The organism is Aquabacterium sp. A7-Y, from assembly GCF_026153205.1.
Classification (GTDB): domain Bacteria; phylum Pseudomonadota; class Gammaproteobacteria; order Burkholderiales; family Burkholderiaceae_C; genus Caldimonas.
Window position 1 is genome coordinate 25732 of record NZ_JAPFBW010000004.1, and the last position, 13397, is coordinate 39128.

The 13397-nt window shown below is 69.2% G+C and carries 12 protein-coding genes; 10 read left to right on the plus strand and 2 right to left on the minus strand.

Translation table 11 applies throughout. The annotated features are described in order from the left end of the window. The first annotated feature begins 24 nt into the window (after window positions 1–24). Window positions 25–600, plus strand: a complete 576-nt coding sequence (locus tag OOT46_RS04280; protein WP_265402349.1) for a helix-turn-helix domain-containing protein — start codon at window positions 25–27, stop codon at window positions 598–600. Window positions 601–891: 291 nt separating this feature from the next. Here the strand turns inward: OOT46_RS04280 and OOT46_RS04285 are convergent, their stop codons facing one another. Then, window positions 892–1335: a type II toxin-antitoxin system VapC family toxin gene (locus tag OOT46_RS04285; protein ID WP_265402350.1), complete on the minus strand. Its 444-nt coding sequence runs from the start codon at window positions 1333–1335 to the stop codon at window positions 892–894. Beyond that, window positions 1332–1592 carry an antitoxin gene (locus tag OOT46_RS04290; RefSeq protein ID WP_265402351.1) on the minus strand — a complete coding sequence of 87 codons (261 nt, stop codon included), beginning with the start codon at window positions 1590–1592 and terminating at the stop codon, window positions 1332–1334. The genes OOT46_RS04285 and OOT46_RS04290 overlap by 4 nt, the downstream gene beginning before the upstream one ends. Window positions 1593–1720: 128 nt before the next feature. Here OOT46_RS04290 and OOT46_RS04295 point away from each other — a divergent pair, with 128 nt between their 5' ends. From OOT46_RS04295 to OOT46_RS04335, 9 genes are all read left to right on the plus strand, one after another. After that, window positions 1721–2650, plus strand: a complete 930-nt coding sequence (locus OOT46_RS04295) for an aldo/keto reductase (RefSeq protein WP_265402352.1) — start codon at window positions 1721–1723, stop codon at window positions 2648–2650. Next, window positions 2647–3795 (plus strand): exonuclease domain-containing protein, encoded by a 1149-nt coding sequence (locus OOT46_RS04300; RefSeq protein WP_265402353.1) that lies wholly within the window; start codon window positions 2647–2649, stop codon window positions 3793–3795. Before OOT46_RS04295 ends, OOT46_RS04300 begins: the two co-directional genes overlap by 4 nt. 75 nt (window positions 3796–3870) lie before the next feature. Continuing rightward, window positions 3871–4614, plus strand: a complete 744-nt coding sequence (locus OOT46_RS04305; RefSeq protein WP_265402354.1) for a thioesterase II family protein — start codon at window positions 3871–3873, stop codon at window positions 4612–4614. Window positions 4615–4782: 168 nt separating this feature from the next. After that, the gene (locus OOT46_RS04310; protein ID WP_265402355.1) at window positions 4783–7287 is read left to right on the plus strand and encodes a penicillin acylase family protein; all 2505 of its coding nucleotides are present in this window, start codon (window positions 4783–4785) and stop codon (window positions 7285–7287) included. Window positions 7288–7370: 83 nt separating this feature from the next. Next, complete coding sequence (locus tag OOT46_RS04315; protein WP_265402356.1) at window positions 7371–8471, plus strand: catalase family protein; 1101 nt, start codon at window positions 7371–7373, stop codon at window positions 8469–8471. 35 nt (window positions 8472–8506) lie between these two features. Next, a complete protein-coding gene (locus tag OOT46_RS04320) occupies window positions 8507–9832 on the plus strand; it encodes a PQQ-dependent sugar dehydrogenase (RefSeq protein ID WP_265402357.1) in 1326 nt (441 codons plus the stop codon). A gap of 180 nt (window positions 9833–10012) precedes the next feature. Beyond that, on the plus strand, window positions 10013–10303 hold the full coding sequence (locus tag OOT46_RS04325; protein WP_265402358.1) for a co-chaperone GroES: 291 nt from the start codon (window positions 10013–10015) through the stop codon (window positions 10301–10303). Window positions 10304–10363: 60 nt separating this feature from the next. Next, on the plus strand, window positions 10364–12004 hold the full coding sequence (groL, locus tag OOT46_RS04330) for a chaperonin GroEL (protein ID WP_265402359.1): 1641 nt from the start codon (window positions 10364–10366) through the stop codon (window positions 12002–12004). Window positions 12005–12188: 184 nt separating this feature from the next. After that, on the plus strand, window positions 12189–13394 hold the full coding sequence (locus OOT46_RS04335; protein ID WP_265402360.1) for a methyl-accepting chemotaxis protein: 1206 nt from the start codon (window positions 12189–12191) through the stop codon (window positions 13392–13394). Window positions 13395–13397: the final 3 nt, after the last annotated feature.

Sequence of the window (13397 nt, forward strand, 5' to 3'; positions counted from 1 at the left end):
ACCAATCTGACCCAGGAGAACACCGTGACCGCCCAGACCCACAGTATCAAGCGGAAGCTGTCGCTTCTGCAGTTGGCCGACGAACTTGGCAACGTGGCCAAGGCTTGCAAAATCATGGGCTTCCATCGCGACACCTTCTACGAAGTCCGTCGTGCCTTCCAGACCGGCGGCGTCGCCGCCCTCGTCGAGAGCCGCCGCGGTGCTCGTGGCCCGCATCCGAACCGGGTGGCGCCGGAGATCGAGACCAAGGTTCTCGACTACTGCCTCAAGCGCCCCACACACGGGGCTCAGCGCGTGTCCAACGAGCTGCGCCTGGCCCGCGTGGAGGTCTCACCCTCGGGCGTGCGCGGCGTGTGGCTGCGCAATGACCTGGAGACCCGGTACAAGCGCCTGATGCGTCTGGAGCGCGAGAGCCGCGACAACACGACCTTCGTGCTCACCGATGATCAGGTGAGGCTGCTGGAGCGTCACAGCCCCGACTTCCGTTGCCGCCATGTGCACTCCAGCGCTCCCGGCGATTTGCTGAACCAGGACACCTTCTACTGGGGCACGCTCAAGGGCGTGGGAGGACTGGGGGTCATTGAGGACTGGGGGTCTTAAATCTTAAGAGCCACACCCTGCTATGCATCCGAGATGCGGGACTTCAGATTTAAGGCCCTCATGCGTGACCCCTCATGCGCTGATGACCCTCATGCGCTTGACCCTGGCGCCGAAACATAAGGCCTGGCTCCTACCTTGACCCTGGCTCCTACTGACATCGTCAAGGACGGCGACGTGCTGCACTTCCTATTCAACGTCTGAGCGGCGTCGGCGCGTCGAGCAGAGGGATCCTCATCGGACCGCGTCGTCGCGCGCGGCCCTGGCGACAGCCGCCCGGCGCGATGTTGCGGCTCAGGCTGCCGGTTCCTGCGTCCAGTCGTCCAAGCTCAAGCCACCGGGAACCCGCGCGAAGGCACGATCCCTCGTGATCAGAACGGCCGTGTCGGCCACTTGCGCAGCGGCCAAGGACAGCGCCTTCGCGTGCGCGGCGATCATCATGTCCATCGGAGCCAGGGGGACTCCGGCCGCCTCGCACGAAGCGCGGAGCCTGCCGTAGACCTCGGCGACTTCCTCGGTCCACGGAACGACCCGTACACGCGCCAGGAACTCGCGGACCCGCGTCGTGAGTCCTTGAGGATGCCCTCGCTTCGCCACTCCGTACAGAAGCTCGGCCTGCGTAACGACCGACACGGCCACGCACTGCATCGGCACGTCGACCAAGCGGCTCCTCACACTCGGGATGTCGCCCTTGATGACGTGGCTCGCCATGTTCGTGTCGAGCAGATAGGTTGTCATTCTTGGGCGCCCTCAAACGGGTCTCGCGTCTGCGTGCCTTGCTGCCTGTCAGCCTCCGACAAAAAATCCGCCGGGACGTCCGTCGTGGAGTCCAGGGCGAAAAAGCCTTCCCAAGAGTCCGGGCGCCTCGACAGGACGACGTCCCCCGTCGCAGCGTCCCGGCGGATGTAGACCTCCTTCTCGGTGAAACGGAATTCGAGTGGCAGGCGAACCGCCTGACTCCGGCCCGTGGTGAAAATCTTTGCGGTCTTCGACATGCTGAGCACCCCCTTGATATCTATCATAGTAGATATCGAAGGCGCATACCCGACTCTGTGCCGCCTTGCACCGTGACCAGCGTCGTCGGGCAGCAGCTATACATTCGGCGGCTGCGAAAATCCCTTCCATGATCGAACCTTCTCCCGTCGCCCGCCCCTCCGTCCCGAAGACAGAGCTCTCCCCCGCTGGCCCCCGACTCTCCCGCCTCGTCGCCGGCGCCTGGCGCATGGACGCCTGGGGCTGGACGCCCCAGCAGCGCCTGCGCTGGATCGAACAGAACCTCGAACTCGGCGTCAGCAGCTTCGACCATGCCGACATCTACGGCGGCTACACGGTCGAAGGCCTGTTCGGCGAGGCGCTGGCGCTCGCGCCGGCCTTGCGCGAGCAACTCCAGCTCGTCAGCAAGTGCGGCATCCAGCTGGTCGCCCCGGCGCGGCCGGCGCACCGCATCAAGGCCTATGACACCCGCCGCGCCCACATCGTCGCCTCGGCCGAGCGATCGCTGCGCGAGCTGCGCACCGACCGGCTCGATGTGCTGCTGATCCACCGCCCCGACCCGCTGATGGACGCCGACGAGGTCGCACGCGCCTTCGACGATCTGCGCCAGGCCGGCAAGGTGCTGCACTTCGGCGTCTCCAACTTCACGCCGGCGCAGTTCGCGCTGCTGGCCAGCCGCACGACGCTGGTGACCAACCAGGTCGAGTGCTCGCCGCTGCAGCTCGCCGCACTGCACGACGGCACCCTGGACCAGGCCCAGCAGCTGCGCTGCAAGCCCATGATCTGGTCGCCGCTGGCCGGCGGCCGGCTCTTCACGGCGGGTGACGAGCGCTGCCGCCGCGTGCGCGAAGGCCTCGAGTCCATCGCCACCCGGCTCGGCTGCAGCCCGGCCACCCTCGCCTACGCGTGGCTGCTGCGCCATCCCTCGCAGCCGCTGCCCATCGTCGGATCCAGCCGCATCGAGGCGCTGCGCGAAGCCGTGGCCGCGCTCGACCTCGTGCTCGACCCAGCGAGCTGGCACGAGATCTGGAGCGCCAGCGCTGGCCAGGAGGTGCCGTGACCTTCCACGAACGTGTCGTGCCGCTGGAGCCCGCGCTGCTGCAGCGCTGCCTGGCGGTCTACCCGCGGCTGGCCTTCGTCGACCTGGAAACCACCGGCAGCATGCCGGGCAGCGACGGCATCACCGAGGTCGCCATCATCCAGGTCGACGCCGAGGGCGTGCGCGAATGGAGCAGCCTGGTCAACCCGGGCCGCCCCATCCCGCCCTTCATCCAGCAGCTCACCGGCATCGACGATGCCATGGTGGCCGGCGCGCCGAGCTTCGCCAGCCTGGCAGCGGAGGTCCTCGCCCGCCTGGAGGGGCGCGTCTTTTTCGCGCACAACGCCCGCTTCGACCACGGTTTCCTGGCGCACGCGCTGGAGGCCGCGGGCCTGGCCTGGCACCCGCCGCAGGTGAGCTGCACCGTGAAGCTGTCGCGCAAGCTCTATCCCGAGCAGGAGCGCCACAACCTGGACACCCTGATCACGCGCCACCGGCTGCAGGTGAGCGAGCGCCACCGTGCGCTCGGCGACACCCGGCTGATCTGGCAGTTCTGGCAAATCGCCTGCCGCGACTTCCCCGCCACCCGGCTGGCCGCGGCACTCGGCCCGCCGCCTTCGCGCCCGGGCCTGCCGGCCCATCTGGACACCGAGTTGCCGGAGGGCCACGGCGTCTACATCTTCCACGGCGTCGACGGGCGGCCGCTGCTGGTCGGGCGCGCCACCCGGCTGCGCCAGCAGGTGCAGTCCCTGTTCCGCACCGACCAGGGACTGACGGCCGGCACCCGGCTTTCGGAGCAAGTCGGCCACATCGAAACGGTCGCCGCCCCGGGCACCCTGGGCGCACAGCTGAAGGAGGTCGCGCTGGTCCGCTCGCTGCAGCCGCGCCATCACCAGCTGCCGCGCCACCGCGACCTGCCGGCGCCGCGAGCCTGGCCCTACCCCGGCGCCATCGGTTTGCGCGAAGGCGAAGCCGTTCACGTGCTCGACGCCTGGTGCCACCTCGGCACCGCCACCCACGAGCGCGAGATCTGGCCGCTGCTGGAGCAGACGCCGGTGTTCGACCATGACATCTATCTGGTCCTGCTGAAGCGCCTGGCCAGCGTACCGGTGCGCTCGGTGATGCTGCTGAACTCGCAGCTCGACTTCGGCGTGCCGGCAGCCTGAAGCGGTGCCGTCGCGGCCGGGTGCTAGCATCGCGGCCCCGGCCCTTCTTCCGCCTGCCCGGCAGGCCTGCCATCGATGCAACACCGCTGGTTCTCGCTGCTGGGGGGCGCCCGTGCGCCTCAGGTGCGGCTCTACTGCCTGCCCTATGCCGGGGCAGGCCATACCATCTTCCGTCCCTGGGGCGCCCTGGTCTCGGACGCGCTGGAGCTGGCCCTAGTGAAGTTGCCAGGCCGCGGCGAACGGTATCGCGAACCACGGCCGGCAACACTGGCCGGCCTTGCCGACAGCATTGCCGACGCCATCGCCGCCGAGGCGCCCCACCGCTTCGCGCTGTTCGGTCACAGCATGGGGGCTCTGATGGCCTTCGAGGTGGCGCGCCGCCTGAGCCATGACCTGGGTCGTCCTCCCGAGGCCCTGTTCGTCTCCGGCCGGCGTGCGCCGGGCAGCCCTGCTTCGCTGGCGCCGCTGCTGCAGCTCGACGACGCGGGCTTCCTGCGGCACGTGCACGCGATGGGCGGCTTCCCCGACGAGCTGCTGGCGAACCAGGACGCCGTCGACTACTTCCTGCCGATCCTGCGCGCCGACTTCGCCTGGTGCGAACAGCACCGAGATCGACCGCGGCCGCCGCTGCCCTGCCCCATCGTCGTCTATGGCGGACGCGACGACAGCACCGCGCCGCCGGCGCTGCTGCAGGGCTGGGCCGGCCAGAGCAGCGCCGGCTGCCGCATCGAGCTCTACGACGGCGGCCACTTTTTCCTCTTCCCGCAGCAGGACGGTCTGCTCCGCAGCATTCAGCAGAGCCTCGGCCTCGCCGTCTGAGCGCGGGGCCGCCCCTGGCAAATCTGCCGGTCGGTGGAGGTGCGCTTCTTGCCCCGTGGGCAGCGCGCCGGCCCGCCTGCCTGAAGCGAGCCGGTGTCCATGCGGCGCTGGTGCCTGGCGGTTTCGACATGCAGCGCCTTCTGATCCGCAGTGAACAGGAGGAGACCCATGCGCGCTTTCGCACGCCCGATTGCCCTGACCCTGGGCTGCGCCGTCCTCGGCGCCGCCTCAGCCCCGGCCGCGCCCGCCAGCGCAGGCTCCGGCCCTGACCAGCCCGCGGTCGTCCCGCGCGCCGCACCAGCACCTGCCCTGCGGGTGCTGGTGCGGCGCAGCGCCGACGGCATCCCGCACCTCAAGGCCGGCGACCATGCCAGCCTGGGTTATGGCTTCGGTTATGTGCAGGCCGAAGACAACCTGTGCACGCTGGCCGAACTGTTCGTCAGCCTGCGCGGCGAGCGCTCGCTGCATTTCGGCGCCGAGGCCAGGCCCGCCTCCGACTCCACCTTCGGGCAACTGCCCAACCTCGAGCTCGACTTCTTCTTCCGTCACGTCGCCGACGAAACCAGCGTGAGCCACTACCGGGACCAGCATCCCGAACCGCTGCGCCGCTTGGTGCGCGGCTGGACGGCCGGCTACAACCGCCTGGTGCGCGAGATCGCCACGGGGCACCGGGTCGGCAGGCCCGGCCCCTCGTCGCTCGCGCACCGGCTCTGCCGGGGCCGTCCCTGGGTGCGGGAGATTCACGAAATGGATGTCTGGCGCCGGGTCTACACGCTCGGCCTAGCCGGCGGCTACAGCGTCTTCGCGCGCGAGATCGCCTCGGCCCAGCCGCCTGCCACCGGCGCAGCGCTGCAGCCCGGTGGCCCCGCATCCACGGCAGCCGTCGCGCCACGGGCTCTCAAGGTCGGCGGGGCCGCGGGCACCGGCAGCAACGCGATCGGCTTCGGCGGCGAGGCGACCGGGTCCGCCCACGGCCTGCTGCTGGGCAACCCGCACTGGTACTGGCGCGGCCCCGACCGCTTCTACCAGGCCCACCTGAGCCTGCCCGGCACCTTGGACACGGCCGGCATCACGATCCTCGGCATGCCGGTGATCCTGATCGGCTACAACCCGCACATCGCCTGGAGCCACACGACCTCCACCGCCTCGCGTTTCGGCCTCTACGAGTTGAAGCTCTCGCCCGGCTCGCCCACCGCCTACCGCTACGAGGGCCAGGTGCTGCCGATGACACCGGTGACCCTCAGCGTGCGCACTGGGGCGGGGAGCGTCACGCGCACGCTGTGGCGCAGCCACTTCGGCCCGCTCGTGGACCTGAGCGGCTTCTCGCCGCAGATGGCCTGGAGCCACGAAAAGGCCTTCGCGATCCGCGACATCAACGCCAGCAACTACCGTCTGCTCAACACCTTCCTGCGCTTCGGCGGCGCAGGCTCGCTCGACGACTTCATCCGCATCCAGAAGGAAGAAGCCGGCGTGCCCTGGACCAACACGGTCGCCGCGGGCCGCGGTGATGCGCGCGTCTGGTATGCCGACATCGGTGCGGTCCCCAACGTGCCGGACCGCCTGGCGGCCGCCTGCACCACCCCGCTCGGCCAGACCTTTGCCCAGGTGGCGCCCGGCGTGCCCTTCCTCGACGGCTCGCGGCGCGCCTGCGAATGGGGCAGCGATCCCGATTCGGTGCAGCCCGGCAGCCTGGGTCCCTCGCAGCTGCCCGGCCTGCTCAGACGTGACTACGTCGCCAACATGAACGACAGCCACTGGCTCAGCAACCCGGCCGAGCCGCTCACCGGCTACGCTCGCATCGTCGGTCCCGAGCGCGGCCCGCAGTCCCTGCGGACCCAGCTCGGCCATGCGATGGCCCAGGCGCGCCTGGCCGGCAACGACGGGCATGGCGGGCCGCGCACGGACGCCGCCGCGGTGCAGCGCATGGCGCTCGACAGCCGTTCGCTCAGCGCCGAGCGTTTCAAGCGCGAGGCGCTGGAGCTCGCCTGCAGCTCGCCCGAGGTGGCGCTGACCCTCGACCCGCTGACCGGCGAACGTTTCGACCCACCGCGCCGCATCTCGGTACAGCCGGCCTGCAAGCAGCTGGCGCGCTGGGACAACAGCGGCCGGCGCAGCGCGCGCGGGGCGCACCTGTGGGACGAGTGGTGGAAGCGCCTGCTCCTGATCCCGCCCGAGGAGCTGTTCGTCACCGTGTTCGACCCCGAGCAACCGCTGCAGACCCCGCGGGGGCTGCGCCCCGACCCTCGCGTGATCCAGGCGCTGGCGGCCGGCGTGCTGCGTGTGCAACAAAGCGGCTATGCCCTCGACGCGCGGCGCGACCAGGTGATGTATGTGCCGCGTGCCGAGCTGAAGATCCCCTTCTATGGGGGCTGCCAGCAGCACGGCTACTTCACCATCGCCTGCCCGTCCCAGCGCATCGAACAGGGCGGCTACGCGATCGACGGCGAGCGCATCGGCAACACCTACCTGCAGGTGGTGGCCTTCAGCGACGCAGGCGTGCAGCCCTACACCTTGCTGACGCACTCGCAGTCGGACGACCCGGCCTCGCCCCACCACATCGACGCCACCTTGCGTTACAGCGTCGGGCGCTGGTTGCGTGTGCCGCACACCGAGGCCGAGCTCGCCGCCACGCCGCTGCTCGCCTCGTACTGGCTGACCGGGCCGGCCGAGTAAGCCTTTCCCTCATCTGCCCGGCACGCACGTTGCCGGGCAGGCAGCGCCGCTGTCCGTCCCCACCTTCATCCAACAGGAGCCCCATGACCCTGCCCCCCGCCCCCGTTCCTTACAGCGACTCTCTCGAGACCCGGCAGCCCGACGAGGAAGCACTGATCGAGCGCATCGTCGCCTCGATGGGCCGCGTCAACCGCATCGTCTTCGACCGCCACCGCCATGCCACACGCGACGCGCATGCCAAGAGCCACGGCATCCTCAAGGGCGAGCTGCAGGTCTACGACGGCCTGCCCGAGCCGCTGCGCCAGGGTGTGTTCGCCGAGCCGCGCCGCTACCCCGCGGTGGTGCGCCTGTCCACCGCACCCGGCGACCTGCTGAGCGACCGTGTGCCCTCGCCGCGCGGCATGGCGATCAAGCTGCTCGACGTGAACGGCGCGCGCCTGCTGGGGCCGCAGCAGCCCGAGGCCCGCACGCAGGACTTCCTGCTGGTCAACCACCCGGTGATTCCCTTCGGCCACGTGCAGGCCTACTGGGAGATGCAGCAGATCGCCGAGCGAAACGTCGACGCCCCCCAGGTGGCCCGCCGCACGCTGTCCGCGCTGGCCCGCGGCGCGAGCAAGGTGGCGGACCTGCTGGGTGTCGAGAACCCGACGCTGGACACCCTGGCGATGCCCAACCACCACCTCCTCGGCGAGACCTTCTACAGCATGGCCGCGCTGCGCCACGGCGACTACGTCGCGAAGCTGAGCGCCGCGCCGCTGTCCGTCAACCTGCGGGCCCTGACCGGCCAGCCCCTGCCTGCCGAGGGCGACTCGGCGCTGCGCGACGCGGTGGTGGCGTTTTTCGCGCGCGAGGGCGCCGAGTACGAGCTGCGCGTGCAGCTCTGCACCGACCTGCAGCGCATGCCCATCGAGGACGCCTCCGTCGAGTGGCCCGAGAGCCTGTCGCCCTGGCTGCCCGTCGCCAAGCTGGTGCTGCCGGCCCAGGACGCCTACAGCCCGGCGCGCCGGGTCTGCGGCGACGACCAGCTGTCCTTCAACCCCTGGCAGGGCATCGAAGCGCACCGGCCGCTGGGCTCCATCATGCGGGTGCGCATCAAGGCCTACGAGGCGTCCACGCGCTTCCGCCACGAGATGAACCGGCAGCCGCGCCTGGAGCCGGCCAGCCTCGATGAGATTCCCGACTGAGACCGCCCTGCCCACTACCTCTTGCCGGAGATCGCATGATGTGTCGTCCCGTCCCCCTGTCGCCACGGCCGCTGGCCGTGCTGTGCCTGCTGGCGCTGGCCGCCTGCGGCGAGACCGCTCAGTTGCCGGAGTCGGCGGGCATCGGCCCCAGCCCGCAGTTGCCCGAGCCCAAGCGGACCCTGATTCCGACCGTGCACATCGCCCCGGCCACCGGCTGGCCGGCAGGCGTCACACCGGTCCCCGCCGAGGGGCTCAGGGTGAGCCCCTTCGCCGACGGCCTGGACCACCCGCGCTGGATCCACGTGCTGCCCAATGGCGACGTGCTGGTGGCCGAGAGCAATGCGCCGCCGAAGCCCGAGGACCAGAAAGGCCTGCGCAACTGGGTGATGAACAAGGTGATGGCCAAGGCCGGTGCCGGCGTGCCGAGCGCCAACCGCATCACGCTGCTGCGTGACGCTGACGGCGACGGCGTGGCCGAAACCCGCTCGGCCTTCCTCGAAGGGCTCAACTCGCCCTTCGGCATGGCACTGGTCGGCAGCGACTTCTATGTCGCCAACACCGACGCCGTGATGCGCTTTCCCTACAAGGAGGGTGAGACCCGCCTCAGCGCCCCGGGCAGCAAGCTGGTGGACCTGCCGGCCGGCCCGCGCAACCACCACTGGACCAAAAACCTGATCGCCAGCCGCGACGGCGGCAAGCTCTACGTCACCACCGGCTCCAACAGCAACGTGGCCGAACACGGCATGCAGGAGGAGGAGGGCCGGGCCGCGATCTGGGAGGTCGACATCAAGACCGGCCGGCACCGACTGTTCGCCACCGGCCTGCGCAACCCCAACGGCCTGGCATGGCAGCCCGACACGGGGGCGCTGTGGACCGCCGTCAACGAACGCGACGAGATCGGCAGCGACCTGGTGCCCGACTACATGACCTCGGTGCGTGACGGCGGCTTCTACGGCTGGCCCTACAGTTACTATGGTCAGCACGTCGACCAGCGCGTCGAGCCGCAGCGGCCGGATCTGGTCGCCAAGGCGCTGGTACCCGACTACGCGCTGGGCGCCCACACCGCCTCCCTGGGCCTGGCCTGGTCGGGCGGCACCTCGCTGCCGGCGGCCTATGCCAGCGGCATGTTCGTCGGCCAGCACGGCTCCTGGAACCGCAAGCCGCGCAGCGGCTACAAGGTGGTGTTCGTGCCCTTCCAGGGCGGCAAGCCCTCGGGCCAGCCGCTGGACGTGCTGACCGGTTTCGTCAACGGCCAGGGCGAGGCTCAGGGCCGGCCGGTCGGGGTCGCGCTCGACAAACGCGGCGCCCTGCTGGTGGCCGACGATGTCGGCAACGTGATCTGGCGGGTCAGCACACAGTGACCCCCCTCGCGGCCGCCGTCCATCTCCAGCGGCCGCGCCCCCTCTTGAAACGTCATCCGACGTCCCTATAATCAGTGCTGTTAGCACTCAGGTGAAGCGAGTGCTAGTCATGTCAACGAGCGCTCACTTGGCGCTCGTTCCTCATCAGAAGTGCCTTCCTCAGAATCCTAAGGAGATGCAATGAAACTTCGTCCGTTGCACGATCGCGTGATCGTCAAGCGCCTGGAAAACGAAACCAAGACCGCTTCGGGCATCGTGATCCCCGACAACGCTGCCGAGAAGCCCGACCAGGGTGAAGTGCTGGCAGTGGGCCCGGGCAAGCGCAACGAGAAGGGCGACTTCGTGGCCCTGAACGTCAAGGTTGGCGATCGCGTGCTGTTCGGCAAGTACAGCGGCCAGACCGTCAAGGTCGACGGCGACGAGCTGCTCGTGATGCGTGAAGAGGACCTGTTCTCCGTCATCGAGAAGTAACGCTTCTCTGACACACGAACATCCCAACCATCCAGTTTCAAGCATTCGGAGAAATCAAACATGGCAGCTAAAGACGTCATCTTCGGCGGCGACGCCCGCGCCCGCATGGTCGAGGGTGTCAACATCCTGGCCAACGCAGTCAAGGTCACCCTGGGCCCCAAGGGCCGCAACGTGGTGCTGGAGCGCTCCTTCGGCGCCCCCACCGTGACCAAGGACGGCGTGTCGGTCGCCAAGGAGATCGAGCTCAAGGACAAGCTCCAGAACATGGGCGCCCAGATGGTCAAGGAAGTCGCTTCCAAGACCTCGGACAACGCCGGTGACGGCACCACCACCGCCACCGTGCTGGCCCAGGCCATTGTGCGCGAAGGCATGAAGTACGTGGCCGCCGGCATGAACCCGATGGACCTGAAGCGCGGCATCGACAAGGCGGTCACCGCCCTGGTCGAGCAGCTGAAGGCCGCATCCAAGCCCACCACCACCTCGAAGGAAATCGCGCAGGTCGGCTCCATCTCCGCCAACAGCGACGAGTCCATCGGCAAGATCATCGCTGACGCGATGGACAAGGTCGGCAAGGAAGGCGTCATCACCGTCGAAGACGGCAAGTCGCTGGACAACGAACTCGACGTCGTCGAGGGCATGCAGTTCGACCGCGGCTACCTGAGCCCCTACTTCATCAACAACCCCGAGAAGCAATCGGCGCTGTTGGACAACCCCTTCGTGCTGCTCTACGACAAGAAGATCAGCAACATCCGCGACCTGCTGCCCACGCTGGAGCAGGTGGCCAAGGCCGGCCGTCCGCTGCTGATCATCGCCGAGGAAGTCGAAGGCGAGGCGCTGGCGACCCTGGTGGTCAACACCATCCGCGGCATCCTGAAGGTCGTGGCCGTCAAGGCGCCGGGCTTCGGCGACCGTCGCAAGGCCATGCTGGAAGACATCGCCATCCTGACCGGCGGCAAGGTGATCTCCGAGGAAGTCGGCCTGACCCTCGAGAAGGTCGCCCTGGCTGACCTGGGCCAGGCCAAGCGCGTCGAAGTGGGCAAGGAAAACACCACCATCATCGACGGCGCCGGCGCTGCTAGCGACATCGAAGCCCGCGTCAAGCAGATCCGCGTGCAGATCGAGGAAGCCACCTCCGACTACGACCGCGAGAAGCTGCAAGAGCGCGTGGCCAAGCTGGCCGGCGGCGTGGCTGTGATCAAGGTCGGTGCCGCGACCGAAGTCGAGATGAAGGAGAAGAAGGCCCGTGTCGAAGACGCGCTGCACGCCACCCGTGCCGCCGTCGAAGAAGGCATCGTGGCCGGCGGCGGCGTGGCTCTGCTGCGCGCCCGCCAGGCGGCTGGCACCATCAAGGGCGACAACCCCGACCAGGAAGCCGGCATCAAGCTGATCCTGAAGGCCATCGAAGCCCCGCTGCGCGAGATCGTGGCGAACGCCGGCGACGAGCCGAGCGTGGTGGTGAACGCGGTCCTGGGCGGCAAGGGCAACTACGGCTTCAACGCCGCCAACGGCCAGTACGGCGACATGATCGAGATGGGCATCCTGGATCCGACCAAGGTGACCCGCACGGCGCTGCAGAACGCCGCCTCGGTGGCTTCGCTGATGCTGACCACCGAGTGCATGGTCGCCGAAGCCCCGAAGGACGAAGCCCCCGCTGGCGGCGGCATGCCGGGCGGCATGGGCGGCATGGGCATGGACATGTAATGTCCACCTGAGCTTCTCTGCTCACGAAAAGGCCGCTGCAAAGCGGCCTTTTTTCTTTTCCGGAAGGCGACGCCGCCGTATCACATGGCGCGGGCCGTCAGCACCGGCCAGCTAGGAATTCGGCCTAGGCATCGCTAGCCGATCGGCGGATGCAGCCGCGGCGCGGCCGGCCGAAAACCCATGCATGCCAAGCCCCCTTGCCCCTTCCCTGCCACCGGCCCCGAGCCGGCCCGCTCGCTCCGTGCGCGCCCGGCTGTGCCTGTTGCACGGGCCGCTCCTCGGCAGCGCCGGCGCCGCCGCCGTGCTGACTGTGAGTTCGGGCGGCTGGGTCGGCTGGGCCAGCGCGGCCGTGCTGCTCGTGCTGGGCCTGCTGGCCGGTGGCGAGACCGCGCGCGTGCGCAGCGTCGAGCAACAGGCGCTCGACGACTACCTGGCCGGACGCGAGCGTTTCGCCCAGGCGCTTGCGCCGGTCTGGAGCGGCCACATCGAATCCTCGCGCACGCAGATGGAAAGCGCCATCTCGGCGCTTGCCGAGCGTTTCGCCGGCATCGTCGACAAGCTCGACCAGACCGCCCGGACCACCAGCGCCACCACCGGCTCGATCGCCAGCGCCGACAGCGGCCTGGTCGCGGTCTTCGCACGCAGTGAAAAGCAGCTCGACGCCGTGATCGCCTCGATGCAGGCACTCATGGGCAGCAAGGCGGAACTGCTCAACCAGGTGCAGGGCCTGACCCGCTTCGTCGCCGAGCTGCAGCAGATGGCCGCCGACGTCGCCAGCATCGCCGGGCAGACCAACCTGCTGGCCATCAACGCCGCCATCGAAGCCGCCCATGCCGGCGAGAACGGCCGCGGCTTCTCGGTGCTGGCGCAGGAAGTGCGCAAGCTCTCGGCCTTGTCGGGCGACATGGGGCGCCGCATCGCCGAGAAGGTGGGGCTGGTCAACACCGCCATCGAGGCCACCCGTCAGCATGCCGAGGCCTCCTCCGCCGACGAGGACGCGGCCATCCGCGCCTCGCAGCAGCACATCGGCAGCGTGCTGGCCGAGCTGCGCGGCGTCACCGAGGCGCTGGCCGCGACCACCGGCCTGCTGGAGCAGGACAGCCAGGGCATCAAGAACGACATCGGCGAAGCGCTGGTGCAGTTGCAGTTCCAGGACCGCGTGAGCCAGGTGATGAATCACGTCAAGACGAACATCGAACGCCTGCCCGGGGTGCTGGCCGAGCACGGCCGCGCCTGTGCAAGCGCTGCGGGACTGGCTCCGCTCGACGCGGCACCGCTGCTGGCCGAGCTGCAGGCCACCTACGCGATGGCCGAGGAACACGCGCTGCACCACAGCGCGGGCAAGGCGAGCGCCGCCCCGGCGGCCGCTGAAGAGATCACCTTTTTCTGAAAG